Raw genomic sequence first — 23,088 nt, forward strand, 5'->3', positions numbered from 1 at the left:
TCGATTTTCGGGGTCATGCGGCAGGGAGGAAAGCATGTACACGAACACGCTCAGCTTCGGGCATGACGAGGAGATCGAGGCGCTGCGCGATATGGTTCGGCGCTTCGCCCAGGACAGGATCGCACCGATCGCCGCCGATATCGATCGTTCGAATGAATTCCCGGCGCATCTGTGGGGCGAACTCGGTGCGCTTGGCCTGCTCGGCATCACGGCCGACCCCGATTTCGGCGGTAGCGGCATGGGCTATCTCGCGCATGTGATCGCCGTCGAGGAAATCTCGCGCGCCTCGGCATCGGTCGGCCTCTCCTACGGCGCCCATTCCAATCTCTGTGTCAACCAGATCAACCGCTGGGCGACACCGACGCAGAAGGAAAAGTTCTTGCCGCCGCTGTGTTCGGGCGAACGCGTCGGCGCGCTGGCGATGTCGGAATCCGGCGCTGGTTCGGATGTCGTGTCGCTCAAGCTGCGCGCCGAAAAGCGCAATGATCGCTACGTGCTCAACGGCACCAAGATGTGGATCACCAACGGGCCGGACGCCCAGACGCTGGTCGTCTACGCCAAGACCGATCCGGAGCTGAAATCACACGGCATCACCGCCTTCATCGTCGAGAACACGATGGCTGGCTTTTCCGTGGCGCAAAAGCTCGACAAGCTCGGCATGAGGGGCTCCAACACCGGCGAGCTGGTTTTTTCAGATGTCGAAGTGCCGTTCGACAACGTGCTGCACGAGGAAGGCCGCGGTGTCGAGGTGCTGATGTCGGGCCTCGACTATGAGCGCACCGTGCTTGCCGGCGGCCCGATCGGCTTGATGGCGGCGTGCCTCGACGTGGCCATCCCCTATGTGCATGAGCGCAAGCAGTTCGGCCAGGCGATCGGCGAGTTCCAGCTGGTGCAGGGTAAACTTGCCGACATGTATACGACGATGAACGCCGCACGTGCCTACGTCTATGCCGTCGCCGCCGCTTGCGATCGCGGCCAGACGACGCGCAAGGACGCCGCCGGCTGCGTGCTGTTTGCCGCCGAGAAGGCGACGCTGATGGCGCTGGACGCCATACAGCTGCTTGGCGGCAATGGCTATATCAACGACTATCCAACCGGCCGCCTGTTACGCGACGCCAAGCTCTACGAGATCGGCGCCGGCACCAGCGAAATCCGCCGCTGGCTGGTCGGGCGGGAAATCATGGCGGAGGGGGTATAATATGGCAGCACTTCAAACCCAAATCTCCCCCGCCTCAGAGACCTTCCGCGCCAATGCCGAGCGCATGCGGGCCTTGGTCGCCGACATTGCCGAAAAGGCCGCCACCGTCGAACGCGGCGGCTCGGACGAGGCGCGTGAGCGCCACGTCTCGCGTGGCAAGCTGCTGCCGCGCGAGCGCCTCGCGCAATTGCTCGACACCGGCTCGCCGTTCCTCGAGATCGGCCAGTTCGCCGCATGGTCGATGTATGGCGAGGAGATTTCCTCGGCCGGCATGATCGCGGGCGTCGGCCGCGTTGAGGGCACCGAGGTGACGGTGGTCGTCAACGACGCCACGGTGAAGGGCGGCACCTATTATCCGCTGACGGTGAAAAAGCATTTGCGGGCCCAGGAAATCGCGCTGCAGAACAATTTGCCTTGCATCTATCTGGTCGACAGCGGCGGCGCCAATCTGCCCAATCAGGACGAGGTGTTTCCCGACCGCGAACATTTCGGCCGCATCTTCTATAACCAGGCCAACATGTCGGCGGCGGGTATCCCGCAGATCGCCTGCGTCATGGGTTCCTGCACGGCAGGCGGCGCCTATGTGCCGGCGATGTCGGACGAGACGATCATGGTGCGCAACCAGGCGACCATCTTCCTCGGCGGTCCGCCGCTGGTGAAGGCGGCCACCGGCGAGGACGTCAGCGCCGAGGATCTCGGCGGCGCCGAGGTGCACACGCGGCTTTCCGGCGTTGCCGACCACTATGCGTTGGACGACGACCATGCACTCGCCATCTGCCGGCGGATCGTCAAAAACCTGAATCGGAACAAGACTGTAAGCCTGAACTTACAGAAGTCGATTCCGCCACTTCATCCGGCGGATGAACTCTATGGCATCGTGCCGACCGACCTGCGCCAGCCCTATGATGTGCGCGAGGTGATCGCGCGCATCGTCGACGGTTCCGAGTTCGATGAGTTCAAGCAGAACTACGGCACCACGCTGATCACCGGCTTTGCCCACCTGCATGGCATGCCGGTCGGCATCATCGCCAACAATGGCGTGCTGTTTTCGGAAAGCGCGCTGAAGGGCGCGCATTTCATCGAACTGTGCTGCCAGCGCAAGATCCCGCTGATCTTCCTGCAGAACATCACCGGCTTCATGGTCGGCAGGAAATACGAAGCGGGCGGCATCGCCAAGGACGGCGCCAAGCTGGTGATGGCCGTCGCCACCGCCCGGGTGCCGAAGGTGACGATCATCATCGGCGGTTCGTTCGGCGCCGGCAATTACGGCATGTGCGGCCGCGCCTTTTCACCGCGCTTCCTGTGGATGTGGCCGAATGCGCGCATCTCTGTGATGGGCGGCGAACAGGCGGCAACCGTGCTCGCCATGGTCAAGCGCGAGGGCATCGAGCGCAAGGGCGGGGAATGGACCGCCGAGGAAGAGGCGAAATTCAAGAAGCCGATCCTGATGAAATACGAGCATGAAGGCCACCCGCTCTACTCGTCCGCTCGCCTCTGGGATGACGGCATCATCGACCCGGCGAAGACGCGCGACGTGCTGGCACTCAGCCTGTCAGCCGCGCTCAACGCCGAGATCGAGGAAACGCGCTTCGGCGTGTTCAGGATGTGAGATGAGCAAGGCGCTGGACAGTATCCGCATCCACACCGGCGACATCACGAAACTGGATGTCGACGCTATCGTCAATGCCGCCAACACGTCGCTTCTCGGCGGTGGCGGGGTCGATGGCGCCATCCACCGCGCCGCAGGCCGCGAGCTTGAGTTCGAATGCCGGATGCTGAACGGATGCAAGGTCGGCGAGGCGAAAATCACCAAGGGCTATAAGCTGCCGGCTCGACACATCATCCATACAGTCGGCCCCGTCTGGCAGGGCGGCGGCAAGGGCGAAGCCGAGTTGCTGGCCTCCTGCTATATCAGATCGCTCGAACTCGCCGCCGCCAATGACTGCCGCACAGTGGCCTTCCCGGCGATCTCGACCGGTGTCTACCGCTACCCGAAAGACGAGGCGACGCGGATCGCCGTCAACACTGTCAACGCATTCCTGAATGAGACAAGCAGACCGGAAATCGTCATTTTCTGCTGCTTCGACGAGCAAACGGCTGAACTATACCGGCAGGCCGTTGCTGCCATTCGAGAAGGTTGAACTGTATGGCGCAATCGATTCAGCAGCATAGGAAAACTGGAATGTCCGCCTACGTCAACGGCAAGGCGGCGAGGTCGAAGCTGCCAATCTCCCCCCTCGTGGGGGAGATGTCCGGCAGGACAGAGGGGGGCGCGACGGAGCGCCTGCGTCGCTTCAAGCAAACTGTGTCCCGGGAGGCTCGATGTTCACCAAGATCCTGATCGCCAATCGGGGCGAGATCGCTTGCCGTGTCATCCGCACGGCACGGACGATGGGCGTGCGCACTGTTGCTGTCTATTCGGATGCCGACGCGAAATCCCTGCATGTCGAGATGGCCGACGAGGCCGTGCATATCGGCGCCTCGCCTGTCGGCGAAAGCTATCTGCGCGGTGACAAGATCATCGCGGCTGCCCTTTCGACGGGCGCTGAAGCCATTCATCCCGGCTACGGCTTCCTGTCCGAAAACCCCGATTTCGTCGACCAGGTGACGGCGGCGGGGCTCATCTTCATCGGCCCGTCGGCGGGCTCGATCCGTGCCATCGGGCTGAAGGATGCCGCCAAGCGGCTGATGGAAAAGGCCGGCGTGCCGGTGGTGCCCGGCTACCATGGCGAGGCGCAGGAGATCGTGCTGCTTGCGTCCAAGGCGCGCGAGATCGGCTATCCCGTGCTGATCAAGGCGCGCGCCGGCGGCGGCGGCAAGGGCATGCGGCGGGTCGAGCATCCCGATGAATTTTCCGAAGCGTTGTCCGGCGCAAGGCGCGAGGCGAAAGCCGCCTTCGGCGACGACCGCGTGCTGGTCGAAAAATATGTCGACAAGCCGCGCCACATCGAAGTGCAGGTGTTCGGCGATAGTCTTGGCAATGTCGTGCATCTTTACGAGCGCGACTGCTCGGCGCAGCGGCGGCACCAGAAGGTGATCGAGGAGGCGCCTGCCCCCGGCATGACACCGGCTATACGCAAGGCAATGACGGATGCGGCGGTGAAAGCCGCCAAGGCGATCAATTATTCCGGCGCCGGCACCATCGAGTTCATTGTCGATGCCTCGCAGGGGCTGAAAGCCGACCGCTTCTGGTTCATGGAAATGAACACCCGCCTGCAGGTCGAGCACCCCGTCACCGAAATGGTTACCAGCACCGATCTGGTCGAGTGGCAGTTGCGGGTCGCATCGGGCGAAAAGCTGCCGAAGACACAAAGCGAGATCGCGCTGACCGGTCATGCCTTCGAAGCGCGGATCTATGCCGAGGATGCGGCAAAGGGTTTCCTGCCGGCGACTGGCACGTTGCATCATCTGAAATTCCCGGATGCAATCCCCGAAGGCGCCACGGTGCGAATCGAGACCGGCGTGCGGGCGGGCGATGCGATCTCGCCCTATTACGATCCAATGATTGCCAAGCTTGTCGTCCATGCGAAGGACCGGCAGGCTGCACTTGAAGCGCTTGGTGCGGCGCTGTCTCGAACCGAGATCGCCGGCTCCACCGTCAACACCGCCTTTCTTGCCGCTCTTGCCGCCGATCGGGATTTTTGCTCGGGCGACGTCGACACCAGCCTGATCGGCAGGCACCAGGAGACATTGACGATCGTCCCGCCGCCGACAGGCGAAACCGCTGCCGCCGCCGCTGTCGCAGCGTCAGGCGCCGGAGCATCGCCGCCGTCCGACGATCCGTGGTCGTCGCTTGCCGGCTATGCGCATTTCCACAATGTGGCGCGGCGCATACGGCTGAAATTCGGCGATGACGATATCGTAACAAAGGTTTCGCTGCGGCCGGATGGACGGTTCCAGGTGGCGCTCGATGCGCCCTATGACAGCACAAATTCGCATGATTTTCGCGCTGCACCGCGCATCGCCCGCTGGCCAGGCCACATCACGGTGTTCGAAGGCGCCGTTGGCTACACCTTCGCCGTGCCGGACCCGCTTGCACGCGCCGATGAGGCAGCCGCAGGCGTCGGCAGCTTGCGCGCGCCGATGCCGGGGCTGGTCAAGCTGGTGCGCGTGAAAAGAGGCGATGCAGTGATCAAGGGCCAACCACTGCTGATCCTCGAGGCGATGAAGATGGAGCACACCATCGCCGCGCCACATGATGGCGTGATCGCCGAGATCGCGACAGAGGGCGCGCAGGTCACCGACGGGACGGTGCTGGTGCGGTTCGTGGAGGAGCATAACGACCCGAGCGCGGTAGCGAGCTGACGGCCGCAAGCTATCGACGGGCAAACGAGAAAATGGCCGGGACGAGCCCGGCCATTTCGCCATCCTATCCAGTCGCCAGGGCGACGATTACTGGGCGATCGGTTACTGGGCGATCGGCGCGTACTTTCCATTATGCCACTGGTTGATGTCGTAGCTGGCATTCTTGAGGTCGCCCTTTTCGTCGAAGGTGACATTGCCGACGACGGTGCTGATCGGCGTGCCATTCTTCAATGCTTCGGCAACCTTCGCCGGATCGTCGCTGCCGGCGCGCTTGACGCCCTCGGCGAAGGCCTGGATCACGGCATAGGAGAACAGCGTGAAGCCTTCCGGCACGAAGCCGCCCGCCTTGATCTTCTCGACGGCGGCCTTGGCTTCCGGCTTTGCCTGCGGATCCGACGGGAACACGAACATGGTGCCCTCGCCTGCCGGGCCAGCAACCTGCCAGAATTCCGGCGAAGCGATGGAGTCCGGCATGATCAACTGGAACTTCAGGTTCTGTTCCGCCGACTGACGCAGGATCAGACCAGCCTCAGGATGATAGCCGCCGAAATAAACAACGTCTGCTTTCAAGTCCTTGAGCTTGGTGACGAGAGCCGAATAGTCCTTCTCGCCAGCGTTGATGCCGTCATAATAGACTTCCTTGAGGCCGCCGGCATTCATCGTTGCCTTGACGGCGTCAGCCACGCCCTGTCCGTAGGCACTCTTGTCATGCAGGACGACGACGTTCTTGCCGGCAAACTTCTTGGCGATCCATGGGCCGATGAAGGCGCCCTGCGCATCGTCACGCGTATAAAGCCGCATGATCGTCGGCCAGCCGGCCTTGGCCGCCGCGTCGGTCAGCACCGGATTGGAAGAAGCTGGGGTCATCATCAGAGCACCGGCTTCGGCATAGACCGCCGAGGCCGGAATACTGGAACCCGAGCAAGCATGGCCGTCGATGAATTTGACGCCGTCGGCGACGATGCGGTTGGCGACCGACACTGCCTGCTTGGGATCGCACTGGTCGTCTTCGATACTCAGCTTGATCTGGCGGCCCTCGACACCACCCGTTGCGTTGATCGCGTCAGCAGCGGCCTGCGCGCCCTGCTTGAACTGATCGCCGATGGTGGCGAGTTGTCCGGTCATCGGGCCGACCACCGCAAAAGTGATGTCGTCGGCGAATGCGAACGGCGTGCTCATCATCAGGCCGAAAATGGCCGCGTTCAAAATACCCAATTTTTTCATTGCAGTAGAACTCCTCCACTCACGCGCGGCCGCTCCGGCCGCACTTCTTCCAGAGAGGCGGGACAATTTCACCCTTCCTTGGACCTGTCTAGGCGCATTGGCGGCACTCGATTGGGCCTGCAACGCGCCGCGGCAAACAGGGCAAAAGCCGCGCCGGCCTTGTTCCGGCCGGTCGCGGCTTTTGCCTGTCGAGCTGTTCCCGAGCGCCCCGCGCCTAAAAATCCCGCTCGCCCTCCCCGTGTCGTGCGCGACTGGACCTTGCGGCCTGCCGCGTTCTCTTTCTTCAGAGCATGATCCCGGGGCAAACAGTTTCCGTTTGTCGGAGAGAACCGGATTCCACTTTGGGCATTTCACCGTCTCACGGAAACGGCGAACCGCTCTAACTCTTTGTTTTGACGCGATTCCGGACGGAAACCCGCTTCACACTTTTCCTGGAGGTCATCGACCGTCTTGCGCGGCCTTCTGTCGTGCCGGGTCTGGCCGTCTGTGCGGTCTTGATCCCGGAGCTTCCCTGTCTTCGATAGGTCTGTAGGCAGATCTTAGTGGATGGTCATCCATTCGCGGGCTTCGCGAAGCGCCTTGGCGATCTCGACCTTCGACATTGCCGCCGACAGTTCGGAACGCAGTTCCGCGGCGCGGACCGAGCCCTTGATCGCGGCAATGTTGAACCATTTGTGGGCGGCAACGACATCGGTCTCGCAATCGCGGCCGGTCGCATACATCATGCCCAGTTCGAAAAGAATGTCGGCCTGGGCAGTTGCCCCCATGGCGCCGAAACCTGCTTCAAGCATTTCAAAACGTGCCATTTCAATCCCCTGTTTTCCGGCCCCTGTCAGGCTCCTGAGAGCTGCCTTCTTTCGTGCTTGCGGCTGCTCTTCCGATGCTTTCGAGAATGCCGTGCAGGCTTGAATCCGTCGTTAAATGGCGTGCTTAATTTGAGGAAAACAAAGCTAAAACAAGAGGTAAACGCGGAAATTCGTTAAGGATACAAAGCCAGCAATTCAGCGAGCTTGCGTCAAATTTGACAAAAATCCTCCGCTGCCAAGTCAAGACTTTGCTAACCACGGGAGACAAAGGCGCTGCGCCGGTCATTTCATTTTCTCGCCGATGGGACGCATTCGGACGCTTTCAAGAATCCGAAAGTCTTCCGCAGCGGCACCGCTTTTGTTTTGCCAGGAGCTGGATTAGCTTACGTTAGCGTAAGCGGCAGACCGGCGAGGGGCGGAGCATCCGGTCGGACATCCAAAGGGAGGAAGACATGTTTCGAAAAGTGAGCCTGGCTCTTGCGGCCACATTGATCGTGGCGGGTGCGGCATCGGCCGATCCGATCGAGGGTGATTGGAAGACGCAGGCCGGCGACACCGCGGCCATCGTTGGCGGCGGCTCGTTTTCCATCACGCTCAAGTCCGGCAAGTATGCCGGAAAAACCATCGGCTCGCTCAAGGCGGCTGGCGACAACAAATATGCCGGCAACATCACCGATCCGGCAAACGACAGAACCTATTCGGGCAAGGCGACCCTTTCCGGCAGCTCGCTCAAGATGAGCGGCTGCGTGCTCGGCGGACTGATCTGCAAAAGCCAGATTTGGCACAAGCTCTGATCGACCTATATACAGATATATATATCCTTGTGACATGAAGACGGGGCTCTGACGGGCTCCGTTTTCGTTTGTCGCGGCGCAACGCCCTAACCTCGGCATCCTGCCGAAACAGGCGCCGTCGACGCCAAAAGCCCGCCAATCAGTTTGAACCGCAGATGAACGCCGGCATCAGGGCCGGTTCAGTTGCATCAGGGCATTCTCCGGCGTGTTGAAGGAGACCCGACCAATGCTTGCTCGCCGCTTCACCATCGTCTGCCTGCTGATGAGCCTGTTTGGAATGTTCTTCGCCATCCTCGTCGCTGAAGCGGGTCGTCCGGCCCGCGAATGGGACGAAGCCAGTTCCAGAACCTGCCGCCTCGCCTGCCCCACCCACCTTCGCAACTAAACAAAAGAGCCAGACCTCAAAAAGAAAAGCTGAAACACCATGAACCGCATCGCCGCCACCGCACTAAAGACCCTTCGGCTTCTGCCGCGGGCGGCGCTTATCCTGGCGGTTCTGGCCGCTCCGGTTCTGGCCGTGCCGATGATGCGCGCCGATGCCGGCTCGACGATCGAAGCACCGGCTTTGAAGAAGTCCGGGATCGGCTTTGTGCTCCTGGTCAGCCTGCAGCGCGGATAACGGCGATTCGTGCATGTCGCCCAAAAGATCGCTGCGCTCTCTCGGGCGACATGCCGCGGAAAGAAAAACGACCCTTAGGCCGCCTTCGGTCGCTACACCCCTCCCAAGTGCCGATCCAAATCTCTATATTGAGTCATGGAAAAGCGAATCTACCCTCAGGCCATCGAATCTGTCGTCATGCCGGAGCCTTTTGGCCGGCAAAGCTTTGATCGCGCCGAAAAGGCCGTCGCGGCACTTCGGCTGCTTTACGACCGCAACACCAAGTTCCTGCGCGACTCCTTTGCTGAACTGGCGGCGGCGGGCGGCGACAGTGGTAAGCGCTACCGGGCCTTCTACCCGGAGATCGGCGTCACCACCACCTCGTTCACCCAGATCGACTCGCGTCAGGCCTATGGCCATATGCCGACGCCTGGGCATTTTTCGACCACCATTACCCAGCCCGCCCTGTTCGAAAGCTACCTTGTCGAGCAGTTGCGTCTGATCATGCGCAATCATGGCGTTGCGGTCACGGTGTCGGAATCGACCACGCCGATCCCGCTGCATTTCGCCTTTCTCGAAGGCACCCATGTCGACGGCGCGGCGGCCGAACGCATCAAGCGGCCGATCCGCGACCTGTTTGACGTGCCGGATCTCGACGGCACCGACGACCAGATCGCCAACGGGACTTTCGAAGTGGCCTTGGGCGAACCGAGGCCGTTGGCGCCCTTCACGGCGCAGCGCATCGACTATTCGCTGCATCGCCTGTCGCACTATACGGCGACCACGCCACAGCATTTCCAGAATTTCGTGCTGTTCACCAACTACCAATTCTACATCGACGAATTCGTTGCCCGCGCTCGCGACCTGATGGCCGATGGCGGCGGCGGATATACCGAATTCGTCGAGCCGGGCAATGTCATCACCTTGGCCGGACAAAGCGCGCCCGGTCTCGGGGTCGCGCCGCCTCGCCTGCCGCAGATGCCGGCCTATCACCTGAAGAAGCCGAACCATGGAGGCATCACCATGGTCAATATCGGCGTCGGGCCTTCCAACGCCAAAACGATTACCGACCACATCGCCGTGCTGAGGCCGCATGCCTGGGTGATGCTCGGTCACTGCGCCGGGCTGCGCAATACCCAGGCTTTGGGCGACTATGTGTTGGCGCACGCCTATGTGCGCGAGGACCACGTCCTCGACGACGATCTTCCGGTCTGGGTCCCGATCCCGCCGCTGGCCGAGATCCAGGTGGCGTTGCAGGAAGCCGTCGCCGAAGTCACCGGCCTGTCCGGCTACGACTTGAAGCGCATCATGCGCACAGGCACCGTCGCCACCATCGACAACCGAAACTGGGAACTGCGCGACCAGCGCGGCCCGGTGCAGCGCCTGTCGCAGTCGCGGGCGATCGCGCTCGACATGGAATCTGCGACCATCGCCGCCAACGGCTTCCGTTTCCGCGTTCCCTACGGCACGCTGCTGTGCGTTTCGGACAAGCCACTGCATGGCGAGTTGAAGCTGCCCGGCATGGCGACCGAATTCTACAAGCGCCAGGTGGCGCAGCATCTGACCATCGGCATCAGGGCGATGGAAAAGCTTGCGGAAATGCCGATGGATCGGCTGCATTCGCGCAAACTGAGAAGTTTTTCGGAGACCGCGTTCCAATAGGATGATCTGTGCGCTGCCCGAGCATCTCGTCATCTTGATTGGGCCGCATTTCTGCCGATAACCAAGCCGGTATTTTCCGACCATCCGCGCGGACCTGACCCGATGAGACGCAGTCGACACATGGCGGCATCACTGGCATTTATCGCGCTGATGATGTTCTCGGTTGCGCTGGTCGCCGGGTTCTTAGGTACCTTGCATCCGGCCTTCGATTCTTTCTCGCATTTCCGCGTCCACCTTGCCGTGTTGATGGCGCTTTGCGCACTGCCGCTGCTGGCCACGACATTTCGCCTGCAAGCGGCCGTGGCACTGCTTTTTGCCGTGGCGGCCTTTGCCACGACCTTGAATACATTGCCCAGTCTATGGCCGGTTCAGGCTGCCTATGAAGCCAAGGTCGAAGATCGTGCGATCTATAAGTTGCTGCAGATGAACCTGCGCTACAACAATCCGACGCCGAAGAAGGTGCTGTCGCTGATCGGCCGGACCAATCCCGACGTGATCACCCTCGACGAGGTGTCGGCGATGTGGACGACCGAGTTTGGCTATATCAGCAGTGCATATCCATACCGGATCCTCTGTCCTTATCCCAACGGGATATTCGGCGTCGCACTGATCTCGCGGCGGCCCTTTGCCGCCGGCACCGAGGCGCGTTGCGAACGGCGCGGCGCCATGGCGACAGCGACCGTCGACTTCGGCGGCATTGACGTGGATGTCGCCGCTATCCATCTCAGCTGGCCGTGGCCACGCGAGCAGTACTGGCAGATCGGCGAACTTGCTGAATCGCTCTCCGCGCTCGGCGAGACAGCCATCATGGCGGGCGACTGCAACGCCGTGCCGTGGAGTGCTGCCGTCCGGCGCGTCGCCTCGCTCGGCGGCCTGACCGTCATGCCGTCCGCCGGACCGACCTGGATCCAAATCAGGCTGCCGGACTTCGTGCGGCGCTTCGCCGGCCTGCCGATCGACCAGGTTTTCAGCAAGGGCGGGCTGACCATCCATTCCGCAACACGGCTGGAGGACACTGGCTCGGATCACCTGCCGGTAATGGTGGAGTTCTCGCTCAGGGGGGCACAACAGAAGCCGGTCGATGATCATGAAACCGCGACCGCAGCGATAGTCCAGACCGGCAGGACGCCAGGTTAAGAGATCAAGGCTTGATCAAAGCGGTGATCAGATGCTCGACATGGCCACCGTCGCGATGCTCGCGGGCGTCGAAGGCGATCTGCTTTACCTCATACGCGGCATAGGTAGCCTTGATGCGCCGCTGCGCCTCGCGACGTGTCTTGGAGCAGGACGGGTCGTCGGCAATCCTGAGGCCGGAGATGGATGTTTCGATGGCCCGCATCATTTCCCTGGCGATGCGACCATGGGTTTCTTCGTGAGCGCGGACGCCGGCGAAGAACCGCGACCAGTGCTTCTGGAGCGCCGGCGCGGTGGCCGAGGCGAGATGCGGAAACGTGTAAAACAGATTGAGCGTGCCGTCGGCCCGCCGCAGGCGGCAGAAGCCATTGTCCTGGCCGGCGTCAAGGTTCCAATCCACGGTGTAGCCCGTCTGGGCGATGGCATGCGTCATGAAGCCGTGCTTCGGCCCCTTGCGGTCCATCGCCTTCATCAGCGCCAGGCCAGTGTTCCCGGTGATGTCATAGGTCCGCGTCTTGATCAGCACCCTGGTGCCAGCCGAGGCCATCGAAGCCGAACCGCACACAGCGCCGATCACCACAAGGCATACTAAAACCGCCAAGCGCATTGGCCATCTCCCTGTCGTCAGGGGATGGAACCACAAGCGCGCGGCAGTTTCAACAGTTCTAATATTTCACATGCCCGGCAACCCCGGCCATGACCGGCATTTTGCGTGCGGCCGGCGAGACGGTCCAGCCAGCGCGTAGCTTACATACCTTGGTAGACCGGACCTTCGCCGCCTTGTGGCGGCACCCAGTTGATGTTCTGGTTCGGGTCCTTGATGTCGCATGTTTTGCAGTGGACGCAGTTCTGCGCGTTGATGACGAAGCGCACGTCCTTTGCCGCGGGATCGGCGGCGGCATTGCCGTCCTTGTCGACCCATTCGTAGACGCTGGCCGGACAATAGCGTGTCGAGGGTCCGGCAAAGACATCATGCTCGGAGCGCTTCTGCAGGTCCATGTCGCCGACAAGCAGATGGACCGGCTCGTTTTCCTCGTGATTGGTGTTTGACAGGAACACCGAGGACAGGCGGTCGAAGGTCAGCACGCCATCCGGCTTCGGATAGGCGATCTTCTCGTGCTTGGCGGCCGGCTCGAGCGTGGCATAGTCGGCCTTGCCATGCTTCAGCGTGCCGAAGGGCGAGAAGCCGAACAGCGTGTTCAGCCACATGTCGAGGCCACCAAGGCTGACGCCAATGATGGTGCCGAAGCGCGACCAGAGCGGCTTGACGTTGCGCACCTTCTTCAGGTCCTTGCCGATGTCGGTGTCCCGCCATGCAGCCTCGTAGGAGGAAAGCTCGTCATTGGCACGGCCGGCGCCGATCGCCTCGGCGACATGCTCGGCCGCCAGCATTCCCGAAAGGACCGCGTTGTGGGAGCCCTTGATGCGCGGCACATTGACGAAACCTGCCGCGCAGCCCATCAGCGCGCCACCGGGGAAGGAAAGTTTCGGCACTGACTGCCAGCCACCCTCGGTGATGGCGCGCGCGCCATAACCCAGGCGCTTGGCGCCCTCGAAGGTGCCCCTGATTGCCGGATGGGTCTTGAAGCGCTGGAATTCGTCGAACGGCGACAGCCAGGGGTTCTTGTAGTTGAGGTGGAGGACGAAGCCGACCGCCACCTGGTTGTCCTCCAGATGGTAGAGGAAAGAGCCGCCACCTGTCTTCATGTCGAGCGGCCAGCCGAACGAATGCTGGACCAGGCCCGGCCTGTGGTTCTCTGGCTTGACCTGCCAGAGTTCCTTGAGGCCGATGCCGTATTTGCCGGGCTCGCGGCCATCGGAAAGCTTGTATTTGGCGATCAGCTGCTTGGCGAGCGAGCCGCGCGCGCCTTCGCCGATCAGCACATATTTGCCCATCAGCGCCATGCCCGGCGCGAAACCCGGACCATGCGTGCCGTCCTTCTGGACGCCCATGTCGCCGGTCACCACGCCGGTAACGGCGCCGGCGTCATTGTAGAGCAGGCCCGCCGCGGCGAAGCCGGGATAGATCTCGACGCCGAGCGCCTCGGCCTTACCTGCCAGCCATCGGCAGACATTGCCGAGCGAGACGATGAAGTTGCCATGATTGTTCATCAGCGGCGGCATCAGGATGTTGGGTAGACGGAACGAGCCTGCCGGGCCCAGAACGAGGAAATGGTCGTCTGTGACCGGCGTCTTGAAGGGATGCCCATCCTCGTCGCGCCAGCCCGGCAAGAGCCGGTCGATGCCGATCGGATCGACGACGGCGCCGGAGAGGATATGGGCGCCGACCTCGCCGCCCTTTTCCAGGACGACGACCGAGAGTTCGGGATTGACCTGCTTGAGGCGGATGGCGGCGGCAAGGCCGGCCGGGCCGGCGCCGACAATGACCACGTCGAATTCCATGCTTTCGCGTTCGATGTCGCTCATCAACCCCTCCGCACTGGCTTATCCCATTCCGGCATCTTGCTGGCTCCTGCGCTGCATAGCGCATCAATCGGCGACAGGAAACCGGCGCAAACGTGACAATGCCGTTTTGGCCAAAAAGTCGCGCATTGCGGTGCTGGGGCGGCTGCTTTGCCCCGTCGAGGCGCAGCGCGCCCACGTTTTTAATTGTTCGACGGCTTGCTTATCGGCCATACTTCAAACCATGCGCTTTCCTGAGCCAGCCGGCTTTTCACCGACGCGCTTTCTTTTCACGCCCGGCCGTGTCTGCGGGGCGCTCCTTTTGGCCCCTCTGGTGCTGGCTCCGGGCCATGCCGCAGCGGACGAAGTGAAAGTATGGGCGGCAGGCGCCTACTCCTTCTCCGACGAGCTTGGCGGCTTCCACATCACCGGCGCTTCAGGCATTGGAACGAGAGACGATCCGCTGGTCATCACCGAAGAGCTGAATTCGTCAACGCCGGTGACCCTGACCATCCGCACGACAAAGCCGATCCAGGCTTTCGGCCCGGCCGGCGCATTCGCCAATGGCATCATGTATATGCGCATCGACGTGCTCAACAACAGCGGCCAGGCCTGGATCGAATTCCAGTTCGAGCTGCAGGAGATGCTGAATCAGCCGAGCGTGTTCGGCGACGGACTTTCGTTCGACCAGCGCAACAAGACGCCCGATAACATCTGGTCGAGCAATTTCGCCGATTTCGACCGCGATTTCGAACCCTATGACCGACTGCTGTTCCGGAATGGCAAGGTCGACCCGCTGAAGACCGCCAGATTCGAATTCCTGATGACCGACTATACGCCGCGCTGGACCTTCTATCTGGTGCAGGATCCACGCATACCGACCGGGTAGAACAAGCAGCCAGCCTTGCAAATTGCCGTCATGGGGGCGAATGTGCCGGCATGACTGCCGCTTCCTCACATAACAGACCAGACATTGCCGACCTGCTGGCCTTTTATGCCAGCGTGGGCGTCGACGAGCCGCTTGAAGACCAGCCGGTGAACCGGTTCGCCGAGATCGTGCCAAAGCCGATGGAGCGTGCGCCGACGGCGACGCCCTCGGGCAATACCGCCGCGCAGCAGCGTTCGACGACCGTGTCTCGCCCCGAAGCCATCGACAGAGCAAATGCACCACCCGTTGCACGCGCACCGTCGGCGACGGTTCCCGACGAAGCGCAGGCGGCGCTGGCCCGCCAGTTGGCAACGACGGCAACGACCCTGGACGAGCTTCGCCAGCACATGGCGGCGTTCGACGGCTGCAATCTCAAAGCCACGGCCAAGAACCTTGTGTTCGCCGACGGCAACCCGGAAGCCGCCGTGATGCTGGTTGGCGAGGCGCCGGGGCGCGACGAGGACATCGAGGGCGTGCCCTTCGTCGGCCGCTCGGGTCGGCTGCTCGACCGCATGCTGGCGGCGATTGGGCTCGACCGGACCTCGGTCTACATCGCTAACGTTATTCCGTGGCGGCCGCCGGGCAATCGCACGCCGACGCCGCACGAAACCGAGATCTGCCGGCCATTCATCGAGCGGCAGATCGAACTGGTCAATCCGAAAGTGCTGATCAACCTCGGCGGTCCGTCGGCCAAGACCTTGCTCAACACCAGCGAAGGCATCCTGCGCCTGCGCGGCAACTGGCGCGTCCACACGACGGCATCCGGCGTCGCCATTCCCGCCATGCCAACGCTGCATCCCGCGTATCTGCTGCGAACGCCGTCGCACAAGAAGCTGGCGTGGCGGGATTTGCTTGAGGTGAAGGCGAAACTGCGGGCGATTGGCTAGACGCTTGGCGGCCCTCCCTTGTGGGAAAAGGACAGGACCATAACCTCGCAGGTAATTGAAATCAGCTGTCCGCCGCTCTAACCATGCCTCCATGACATCAGCCCAAAATTCCGCCGGCAGCCTCATTCGCGAATGGCGGACGCGCCGACGAATGTCACAGCTCGAACTCGCCATGGAGGCCGAGATCTCACAGCGGCATTTGAGCTTCGTCGAAAGCGGCCGCGCCGCGCCCTCGCGCGATATGGTGCTGCATCTGGCCGAACAGCTTTCGATCCCGCTCCGGCAGCGCAACCAGTTGCTGCTCGCCGCCGGCTTTGCGCCGAGCTTCGGCGAGCGCTCGCTGACCGACAAGACATTGGCGCCGGCGATGGCGGCGGTCGAGATCGTGCTGAAGGGGCATGAGCCATTCCCGGCACTCGCTGTCGACCGCCACTGGAACCTGGTTTCGGCCAATGCCGCCATCGCTCCCTTCCTTGCCGATGTCGGCGAGGCTTCGCTGCTGGCGCCGCCGGTCAACGTGCTTCGCCTCAGCCTGCATCCCGGCGGCATCGGACCGCGCATCGTCAATCTCCAGGAATGGCGGACGCATCTGCTCGAGCGTCTCAAACACCAGATTGACGCCAGCGGCGACCCGGTGCTGGTCGATCTGGAGCGCGAGTTGCGCAGCTACCCGTCCGGTTTGAAATGCAGCCGGCCGGCGCCGGTCGAGCCGAATGCCATCGTGCACCCGCTCAGGCTGGCGCATGGCGATCAGGTGCTGTCGTTCATCAGCACCATCACGGTGTTCGGCACACCACTCGACGTGACACTGTCGGAACTGGCGATCGAATCGTTTTTCCCGGCCGATGAGCAGACGAGGACGGTTCTGATACGCTTGGCGAAGGAGCGGGCAGAACAGTCGTAATCAGCCTTCTGGCAAAGACGCCTTGCGGGTGCGAGTGCGCTCCAGGCCAAGCTGGCGCTCGCGCCAGATGATGAATATCCCGGCGGCAACAACGATTAGGCCGCCGACAAGCATGTGAACCGTGGCAACGTCGCCGAAGACGAGATAGCCGACGACCAGGCCAAGGATCATCGAGCTATATTCGAACGGCGCCACCACCGAGGCCTCGGCATGGCGATAGGCTGCCGTCATCAGAATCTGGCCGAGGCCGCCGCAGAAGCCGGCGGCAACCAGAAGAGCCGCCTGGAGCGGCGTCAGCATCCGCCAACCGAACGGCAGCGACAAGAGCGACATGACGCTCGCCGTCACCGAAAACCACAGCACGATGGTCGCGGTGCGTTCGCTTTGCACGAGATTGCGCACCAACAGCATGGCGACCGCCGAGATCGCCGCGGCGACAAGGGCGGCAATGACGCCAAGCACCTCCTGGTCGTCGAGCGCCTGGTCCGAACTGAGCAGTGTCAATTCCGGCCACGAGATGATCAGCACGCCGATCAGGCCGACCGCAACCGCGCTCCAGCGATAGACGCGTATGGTTTCACCGAGAAAGATCGAGCTGAATACCACCACAAGCAGCGGCTGCGCGTAGTTCAGCGTGATCGCCTCCGGCAGCGGCAGCCGGGTCAGCGCGAAAAAGCCGAGCCCCATGGCGCCGACGCCGACAAGGCCGCGGGCGATGTGGTTGAGCGGGTGCTTGGTGGTGAAGGCAGTGCCGAGTTTTCCCTTGAAAGTCAAAAACGCGATAATCGGGAAGATCGCGAAGAAAGAACGGAAGAAGACGATCTGGCCCGCTGGAACGGTGCCTGCGGCCTTGATGCAGGTCTGCATGCCGACGAAGACGGCCACCGACACGATCTTGAGCATGATGCCGGTGAGCGTGTTGTGCCCGCCAGCATGGTCGCTGACTGTGGGGCTGCCGTGGGCGGCTTTCACGCTCCCACAGCTTCGCGGATGGTTGCCCAGATGCGCGCCGGCGTTGCCGGCATGTCGATGTGCCTGACGCCATACGCGCGCCAGAGCGCGTCGGTGACCGCGTTGAGTGCGGCGGGAGTCGAGCCGATGGTGCCGGCCTCGCCTGCCCCCTTGATGCCGAGCGCATTTGTGGTCGAAGGCACGTTGCGGGTCTCGAAATGGAAGAACGGGAAATTGTCGGCGCGCGGCATGGCGTAGTCCATGAAACTCGCCGTCAAAAGCTGTCCGTCCTCGCTGTAGATCGTGTCTTCGATCAGTGCCTGGCCGATGCCTTGCACGACACCGCCATGCACCTGGCCGGCGAGCAGGATCGGATTCACGGTGACGCCGAAATCGTCGACAATGGTGTAGCGGACGATCTCGGTGGCGCCGGTATCCGGGTCGATCTCGACCTCGCAGATATGGGTACCGTTCGGGTAGGTGCATTCGTCCTGCACGAACTCGCCAAAGCCTTTGAGATCATCAGGCGTCTTGGCGGCCTTGGCGATGGTGGAAAAATCGATCGAACGATCGGTGCCGACGATGCGGGCAGCGCCATCAGACAGCTCGATGTCGCCGGCCGAGGCTTCCAGCTCATCGGCAGCGATGCGCTTGATCTTGTTGGCAAGGTCTTCGCCGGCCCGCGATGCTGACACGCCGCCGAGCGGAACGGAGCGCGAGCCGCCGGTGCCGCCGCCAGCCTTCAGCTCGTCGGTGTCACCCTGGCGGACATGGATCTTGTCGATGTCGAGATTGAGCTTTTCCGACAGGAACTGCGCATAGGCAGTGGCGTGCCCCTGCCCGTTGGTCTGGGTGCCGATTTTCAGCGTCACCGTGCCGTCGCCGTTGAGTTCGACGAAGGCCGGTTCCGATCCGGGGAAAGCGCAAGCCTCGATATAGGTCGCCATGCCGAGGCCGCGGATCTTGCCGCCGGCTTTCGACTGCGCCAGCCGCGCCGGGAACGTTTTCCATTCGGACCGTTCGATGGCACGCTCCATATGGCCTTCGAATTCACCGGTGTCGTAGAGACGACCGGTTTGGGTGCGGTAGGGAAACTGTTCCGGCCGAATGAAATTGCGGCGGCGAATCTCATCGACAGGCAGGCCGAGATCGTGGGCGCAGGCATCGACCAGCTTTTCCAGCAGGAACGCTGCCTCCGGTCTGCCGGCACCGCGATAGGCGTCGACCGGGCAGGTGTTGGTGTAGAGGCCGGTGACCGAGACGTCGAGCGCCTGGATATCATAGACGCCGGTCGACATGGTGACGCCGATATAGGGAATGAACGGGCCGTATTGCGAGATATAGGCGCCGATGTTGGCGAGCAGGTACACCTTCATGCCGAGGAATCGGCCATCCTTGTCCAGCGCCATCTCGGCCGTCACGACATTGTCGCGCCCTTGTGCGTCGGTCAGGAAGTGTTCTGTGCGGTCGCCGGCCCATTTGACCGGGCGGCCAAGCCGCTTTGCCGCCTCCAGGACCAGCGGATATTCGCGGTAGACGAAGGTCTTCGGCCCGAAACCGCCGCCGACATCCGGCGTGATGACGCGCAGCTGATTCTTCTTGATCTTGAACAGGCCGGCCAGAATGTACTGCATGGAATGCACGCCCTGCGACCCCGTGGTCAGCACGAAGCGGTTCTCCTCCACGTTCCACTCGCCGATTGCCGAGCGCGGCTCCATGTAGTTGCAGACCAGCCGATTGTTGACGAATTCGATACGCGTGACATGGGCGGCCTTCGCGAAAGCCGCGTCGGTCTTTTTCTTGTCACCCATGTGGTAGCTGAAGGCGCGGTTGGAACCGAGTTCCGGCCAGACCAGCGGCGCGCCTTCGGCAAGCGCCGCTGCCGTCCCGGAAGCCGCGTCTTCGCTGTCATAGTCGACGTCAATCAGCTCCGCGGCGTCCTGCGCCAAGGCGCGACTCTCGGCGACAACAAAGGCAACGGCATCACCGACATAGTGGACCCGGTCGCGGCACAGGATCGGGATGTCGCGCGTCGGCGCCCTGGTGCCGTCCGGCTGTTCCTGCATGACGCCGGACCTGAGATCTCCCAGATGAGCAAGATCCTTGCCGGTCAGCACCAGATGCACACCAGGCGCCGTCTTCGCGGCCTCGGTCGAACCGATGGTGAAGCTGGCCTTGGCGACCGGTGAGCGCAGGACATAGCCATGCAGGACCCCAGCCGGCTGGATATCGTCGGTATAGCGGCCCTGCCCCTGGATGAAGGCGGCATCCTCGCGCCGCAGCACGGATGCGCCCATGCCGAATTTCGGTGTGACGACGGTCATGAGTTGCCTCGTGATGATGACGGGAGAAGAACGCCTGAAATAGGCATTGCCTTAGTTTTGTCGAGGGGCCGTTTCGTGTAAAGAGCGCGGACTTCAAATTTCTTGGACAGCGGACACAATCCGCCGCCGACGCAATCGACAGGAAAGCCACGGAATGCGCACGGACACCGGCCAGGTCTTCAAGCTCGAAGACTATCGCCCCAACGACTACCTCATTCCGCAAACCAACCTCACCTTCCGCCTTTCGCCAGACGCAACGCGCGTCACCGCCTTGCTTACCGTCGAGCGACGTGACGGCGTATCCGCGTCGGCTCCGTTGGTGCTCGACGGTGACGGCCTGACGCTCAAGCGCATCGAGATCGACGGCAAGGAGGTGAAACCGGCGGATCTGCTGGCGAGCCCAGATCAGCTGACCATTCTCAAGCCGCCGGCCGCGCATCGCTTCCAGTTGCTGATTGAGACCGAGCTGGCGCCGGCCGGCAACGAAGCCCTGATGGGCCTCTACCGCTCGAGCAATGTCTACTGCACGCAGTGCGAGGCCGAAGGCTTTCGCCGCATCACCTATTTCCTCGATCGGCCCGACATCCTGTCCGTCTACACGGTGCGGATCGAAGCGCTGCGTGACGAGGCGCCGCTGCTTCTGTCCAACGGCAACCCGCTCGACAGAGGCGATCTGGGCGACGGCTGGCACTATGCCAGATGGCACGACCCCTTCCCCAAGCCGTCCTACCTGTTCGCGCTGGTGGCCGGCAATCTCGGCCAGCTCGCCGACAGTTTCGTCACCCTGTCCGGCCGCGCGGTCGAGCTCGGCATCTATGTCGAGCCCGGCAAGGAGAAGCTGGCCGGCTACGCGATGGACGCCCTGAAGCGGTCGATGAAATGGGACGAGGAGGCGTTCGGACGGGAATACGATCTCGACGTCTTCAACATCGTCGCCGTGTCCGACTTCAACATGGGCGCGATGGAGAACAAGGGCCTTAACATCTTCAACGACAAATATGTGCTGGCCGATCGCGAGACCGCGACGGACGCTGATTTCGCCAATATCGAGGCGATCATCGCGCATGAGTATTTCCACAATTGGACAGGCAACAGAATCACTTGCCGCGACTGGTTCCAGCTTTGCCTGAAGGAAGGGCTGACGGTCTTCCGCGACCACGAATTCTCCGCCGACCAGCGCTCGCGGGCGGTCAAGCGCATCGCCGAGGTGCGCACCTTGCGCGCCCACCAGTTTCCCGAGGATCAGGGCCCGCTGGCGCATCCGGTGCGGCCGCGCCGCTACCGCGAGATCAACAATTTCTACACGGCGACGGTCTACGAGAAAGGCTCCGAAGTTGTGCGAATGATCCGTACGATTCTCGGGGCCGAGGTCTTTCGCGCCGGCATGGACCTTTATTTCGAGCGGCACGACGGTGACGCGGCGACGATCGAGGATTTCATCAAAGTGTTCGAGGATGCATCCGGCCGCGACCTGTCGCAGTTCGCGCTCTGGTATCATCAGGCAGGAACGCCCAACCTGACGATCAGTTCGACGCACAATCCGGCCGCGCAAGAATTCACGCTCGAAATCGAGCAGTCGGTGCCGCCGACGCCTTCCGAAAGCCGCAAGCGGCTGATGCACATCCCGCTCGCCTTCGGCCTGATCGGCGCCGGCGGCAAGGCCGTGGAGTATAGCGGCGTCGAGGGCGCCAGCATCGAGGACGGCGTCATCCATGTCCGCAAGCGCCGCCACATGGTGCGGTTCTCAGGCGTCGCCGAACGCCCGGCCGTGTCGCTCAACCGAGGCTTTTCGGCGCCGGTGACGCTGTCGGTCGAGCAGAAAGCCGATGACCAGTTCTTCCTCGCCCGTCACGACAATGACGCCTTCTCGCGCTGGCAGGCCTTCAACACATTGCTGACCGATGCGCTGATATCAGCCTTCCGCGAGATCCTCGGCGGCAAGCAGCCCGACTTCGCGGCGCGGCTGACCGAACTCGCCGGCAGCATCGCCGGCGACGAAACGCTCGAACCGGCCTATCGGGCGCTGGCGCTGGCACTGCCGGGCGAAGCCGACATTGCCCGCGACATCGGCAGAAATATCGACCCCGACGCCATCTATGCGGCCCGCGAGGCGCTGGCGCTGGCGATCGGCACCGCAAACCGCGGCGCTTTTTCGAGCCTGTACCTCAGCCTTGCCGACAAGGCAGCGTTCAGCCCTGACGCGGCGAGCGCCGGGCGACGCGCCTTGCGCAACACCCTGCTGGATTATCTATCGCTGCAGCCGGGCGGAGCGGCCCTCGCCGCCGGGCATTTCCAGTCTGCGACCAACATGACCGACCGCGCGGCCGCACTCGCCGTGCTCGCGCATCGTCACCACGGTTCGCCCGAGGCGATCAAGGCGCTCGCGGCTTTCGAGACGATCTATGGCTCCGACCCGCTGGTCATGGACAAATGGTTCCAGATCCAGGCCAGCGTCCCGGGATCGCAAACCGTCGACACAGTGAGGGCCCTGACCAACCACCCGGCCTTCTCGATGGGCAACCCGAACCGGGTACGGTCGTTGATCGGCACCTTCTCCAGTGCCAACCAGACCGGCTTCCACCGAGCCGACGGCGAAGGCTACCGGTTCTTTTCGCAAACAGTGCTCGAGGTCGAAAAGCGCAACCCGCAGGTGGCGGCAAGGCTGGCGACGGCGCTCAGATCGTGGCGTTCGCTTGAACCTTCGCGGCAGGCCAAAGCCCGGGAGGCGCTGCTTTCGATCGCCAACGCCGATAACCTGTCGGCGGATCTGAGGGATATCGTCGAGCGCACGCTGGCTTAGACTTGGCTTGCGCCCGAGGGAGGATCGGCCGTTTCGGCATTATTTTAGTCGATTTTTAATCTTTTTTCGCCGGGCCACTGGACAAGGCGAATCACCTTTGATTCTTTACTGACGATTCGGATGTGCGGCGTTTGCCGGATCAAAGCAGCATAGGCAAATTCGGGGAGTGC

19 protein-coding genes are annotated in these 23,088 nt (G+C 62.5%); 13 read left to right on the plus strand and 6 right to left on the minus strand.

All coding sequences use genetic code 11. The features are described from left to right. Positions 1–34 precede the first annotated feature (34 nt). From NKJ90_RS07480 to NKJ90_RS07495, 4 genes are all read left to right on the plus strand, one after another. Entirely contained in the window at positions 35–1,198 is a 1,164-nt protein-coding gene (locus NKJ90_RS07480) for an isovaleryl-CoA dehydrogenase (RefSeq protein WP_023760430.1), read from the plus strand. A 1-nt stretch (position 1,199) separates the two neighbouring features. Next, entirely contained in the window at positions 1,200–2,807 is a 1,608-nt protein-coding gene (locus NKJ90_RS07485; RefSeq protein ID WP_352485860.1) for a carboxyl transferase domain-containing protein, read from the plus strand. A gap of 1 nt (position 2,808) precedes the next feature. Beyond that, positions 2,809–3,339 (plus strand): O-acetyl-ADP-ribose deacetylase, encoded by a 531-nt coding sequence (locus tag NKJ90_RS07490; protein ID WP_023760431.1) that lies wholly within the window; start codon positions 2,809–2,811, stop codon positions 3,337–3,339. A gap of 181 nt (positions 3,340–3,520) precedes the next feature. Further along, on the plus strand, positions 3,521–5,503 hold the full coding sequence (locus tag NKJ90_RS07495; RefSeq protein ID WP_023760432.1) for an acetyl/propionyl/methylcrotonyl-CoA carboxylase subunit alpha: 1,983 nt from the start codon (positions 3,521–3,523) through the stop codon (positions 5,501–5,503). A gap of 102 nt (positions 5,504–5,605) precedes the next feature. Here NKJ90_RS07495 and NKJ90_RS07500 read toward each other — a convergent pair whose 3' ends face one another. Both NKJ90_RS07500 and NKJ90_RS07505 read right to left on the minus strand, forming a co-directional pair. Continuing rightward, positions 5,606–6,727 carry an ABC transporter substrate-binding protein gene (locus NKJ90_RS07500; protein ID WP_023760433.1) on the minus strand — a complete coding sequence of 374 codons (1,122 nt, stop codon included), beginning with the start codon at positions 6,725–6,727 and terminating at the stop codon, positions 5,606–5,608. 539 nt (positions 6,728–7,266) lie between these two features. Beyond that, positions 7,267–7,533 (minus strand): SEL1-like repeat protein, encoded by a 267-nt coding sequence (locus NKJ90_RS07505; protein WP_023760434.1) that lies wholly within the window; start codon positions 7,531–7,533, stop codon positions 7,267–7,269. Between the two features lie 452 nt (positions 7,534–7,985). Here NKJ90_RS07505 and NKJ90_RS07510 point away from each other — a divergent pair, with 452 nt between their 5' ends. The 5 genes from NKJ90_RS07510 to NKJ90_RS07530 all read left to right on the plus strand — a co-directional run bounded on the left by NKJ90_RS07510 (position 7,986) and on the right by NKJ90_RS07530 (position 11,724). Beyond that, a complete protein-coding gene (locus tag NKJ90_RS07510; protein ID WP_023760435.1) occupies positions 7,986–8,327 on the plus strand; it encodes a DUF2147 domain-containing protein in 342 nt (113 codons plus the stop codon). 226 nt (positions 8,328–8,553) lie between these two features. Then, entirely contained in the window at positions 8,554–8,712 is a 159-nt protein-coding gene (locus NKJ90_RS07515; RefSeq protein WP_023760436.1) for a hypothetical protein, read from the plus strand. Between the two features lie 39 nt (positions 8,713–8,751). Then, the gene (locus NKJ90_RS07520) at positions 8,752–8,946 is read left to right on the plus strand and encodes a hypothetical protein (protein WP_023760437.1); all 195 of its coding nucleotides are present in this window, start codon (positions 8,752–8,754) and stop codon (positions 8,944–8,946) included. Between the two features lie 177 nt (positions 8,947–9,123). Then, positions 9,124–10,587: an AMP nucleosidase gene (locus NKJ90_RS07525; RefSeq protein ID WP_245266732.1), complete on the plus strand. Its 1,464-nt coding sequence runs from the start codon at positions 9,124–9,126 to the stop codon at positions 10,585–10,587. A 102-nt stretch (positions 10,588–10,689) separates the two neighbouring features. Further along, positions 10,690–11,724: an endonuclease/exonuclease/phosphatase family protein gene (locus NKJ90_RS07530; protein WP_023760439.1), complete on the plus strand. Its 1,035-nt coding sequence runs from the start codon at positions 10,690–10,692 to the stop codon at positions 11,722–11,724. 4 nt (positions 11,725–11,728) lie between these two features. On the opposite strand, the gene NKJ90_RS07535 is transcribed toward NKJ90_RS07530, so the two are convergent. Both NKJ90_RS07535 and NKJ90_RS07540 read right to left on the minus strand, forming a co-directional pair. Next, positions 11,729–12,328: a DUF922 domain-containing Zn-dependent protease gene (locus NKJ90_RS07535; RefSeq protein WP_023760440.1), complete on the minus strand. Its 600-nt coding sequence runs from the start codon at positions 12,326–12,328 to the stop codon at positions 11,729–11,731. A gap of 140 nt (positions 12,329–12,468) precedes the next feature. Continuing rightward, a complete protein-coding gene (locus NKJ90_RS07540; protein WP_023760441.1) occupies positions 12,469–14,148 on the minus strand; it encodes an electron transfer flavoprotein-ubiquinone oxidoreductase in 1,680 nt (559 codons plus the stop codon). 220 nt (positions 14,149–14,368) lie between these two features. Between NKJ90_RS07540 and NKJ90_RS07545 the strand changes: the two genes are divergently transcribed. The 3 genes from NKJ90_RS07545 (at position 14,369) to NKJ90_RS07555 (ending at position 16,843) form a co-directional block, all read left to right on the plus strand. Further along, positions 14,369–15,013, plus strand: coding sequence for a hypothetical protein (locus tag NKJ90_RS07545; protein WP_023760442.1), 645 nt, complete (start codon positions 14,369–14,371; stop codon positions 15,011–15,013). A gap of 50 nt (positions 15,014–15,063) precedes the next feature. Further along, positions 15,064–15,939 (plus strand): uracil-DNA glycosylase, encoded by an 876-nt coding sequence (locus NKJ90_RS07550; protein ID WP_023760443.1) that lies wholly within the window; start codon positions 15,064–15,066, stop codon positions 15,937–15,939. Between the two features lie 91 nt (positions 15,940–16,030). After that, positions 16,031–16,843 carry a helix-turn-helix domain-containing protein gene (locus NKJ90_RS07555; protein ID WP_023760444.1) on the plus strand — a complete coding sequence of 271 codons (813 nt, stop codon included), beginning with the start codon at positions 16,031–16,033 and terminating at the stop codon, positions 16,841–16,843. Here NKJ90_RS07555 and NKJ90_RS07560 read toward each other — a convergent pair whose 3' ends face one another. Together NKJ90_RS07560 and NKJ90_RS07565 are read right to left on the minus strand one after the other, a co-directional pair. Then, positions 16,844–17,746: a DMT family transporter gene (locus NKJ90_RS07560; RefSeq protein ID WP_245266748.1), complete on the minus strand. Its 903-nt coding sequence runs from the start codon at positions 17,744–17,746 to the stop codon at positions 16,844–16,846. It abuts the gene before it with no gap. 65 nt (positions 17,747–17,811) lie between these two features. After that, positions 17,812–20,118: a xanthine dehydrogenase family protein molybdopterin-binding subunit gene (locus tag NKJ90_RS07565; protein ID WP_023760446.1), complete on the minus strand. Its 2,307-nt coding sequence runs from the start codon at positions 20,116–20,118 to the stop codon at positions 17,812–17,814. A 154-nt stretch (positions 20,119–20,272) separates the two neighbouring features. On the opposite strand from NKJ90_RS07565, the gene pepN reads away from it, so the two are divergent. Further along, complete coding sequence (gene pepN, locus NKJ90_RS07570; protein ID WP_023760447.1) at positions 20,273–22,918, plus strand: aminopeptidase N; 2,646 nt, start codon at positions 20,273–20,275, stop codon at positions 22,916–22,918. The last annotated feature ends 170 nt before the right edge of the window (positions 22,919–23,088 follow it).

This window comes from Mesorhizobium sp. M0051 (genome assembly GCF_040323235.1).
Classification (GTDB): domain Bacteria; phylum Pseudomonadota; class Alphaproteobacteria; order Rhizobiales; family Rhizobiaceae; genus Mesorhizobium.

Coding starts and splice junctions, on each gene's coding strand:
- NKJ90_RS07480 (WP_023760430.1), top strand. CDS start 35: ATGTACACGAACACGCTCAGCTTCGGGCATGACGAGGAGATCGAGGCG.
- NKJ90_RS07485 (WP_352485860.1), top strand. CDS start 1,200: ATGGCAGCACTTCAAACCCAAATCTCCCCCGCCTCAGAGACCTTCCGC.
- NKJ90_RS07490 (WP_023760431.1), top strand. CDS start 2,809: ATGAGCAAGGCGCTGGACAGTATCCGCATCCACACCGGCGACATCACG.
- NKJ90_RS07495 (WP_023760432.1), top strand. CDS start 3,521: ATGTTCACCAAGATCCTGATCGCCAATCGGGGCGAGATCGCTTGCCGT.
- NKJ90_RS07500 (WP_023760433.1), bottom strand. CDS start 6,727: ATGAAAAAATTGGGTATTTTGAACGCGGCCATTTTCGGCCTGATGATG.
- NKJ90_RS07505 (WP_023760434.1), bottom strand. CDS start 7,533: ATGGCACGTTTTGAAATGCTTGAAGCAGGTTTCGGCGCCATGGGGGCA.
- NKJ90_RS07510 (WP_023760435.1), top strand. CDS start 7,986: ATGTTTCGAAAAGTGAGCCTGGCTCTTGCGGCCACATTGATCGTGGCG.
- NKJ90_RS07515 (WP_023760436.1), top strand. CDS start 8,554: ATGCTTGCTCGCCGCTTCACCATCGTCTGCCTGCTGATGAGCCTGTTT.
- NKJ90_RS07520 (WP_023760437.1), top strand. CDS start 8,752: ATGAACCGCATCGCCGCCACCGCACTAAAGACCCTTCGGCTTCTGCCG.
- NKJ90_RS07525 (WP_245266732.1), top strand. CDS start 9,124: ATGCCGGAGCCTTTTGGCCGGCAAAGCTTTGATCGCGCCGAAAAGGCC.
- NKJ90_RS07530 (WP_023760439.1), top strand. CDS start 10,690: ATGAGACGCAGTCGACACATGGCGGCATCACTGGCATTTATCGCGCTG.
- NKJ90_RS07535 (WP_023760440.1), bottom strand. CDS start 12,328: ATGCGCTTGGCGGTTTTAGTATGCCTTGTGGTGATCGGCGCTGTGTGC.
- NKJ90_RS07540 (WP_023760441.1), bottom strand. CDS start 14,148: ATGAGCGACATCGAACGCGAAAGCATGGAATTCGACGTGGTCATTGTC.
- NKJ90_RS07545 (WP_023760442.1), top strand. CDS start 14,369: ATGCGCTTTCCTGAGCCAGCCGGCTTTTCACCGACGCGCTTTCTTTTC.
- NKJ90_RS07550 (WP_023760443.1), top strand. CDS start 15,064: ATGACTGCCGCTTCCTCACATAACAGACCAGACATTGCCGACCTGCTG.
- NKJ90_RS07555 (WP_023760444.1), top strand. CDS start 16,031: ATGACATCAGCCCAAAATTCCGCCGGCAGCCTCATTCGCGAATGGCGG.
- NKJ90_RS07560 (WP_245266748.1), bottom strand. CDS start 17,746: ATGCTCAAGATCGTGTCGGTGGCCGTCTTCGTCGGCATGCAGACCTGC.
- NKJ90_RS07565 (WP_023760446.1), bottom strand. CDS start 20,118: ATGACCGTCGTCACACCGAAATTCGGCATGGGCGCATCCGTGCTGCGG.
- pepN (WP_023760447.1), top strand. CDS start 20,273: ATGCGCACGGACACCGGCCAGGTCTTCAAGCTCGAAGACTATCGCCCC.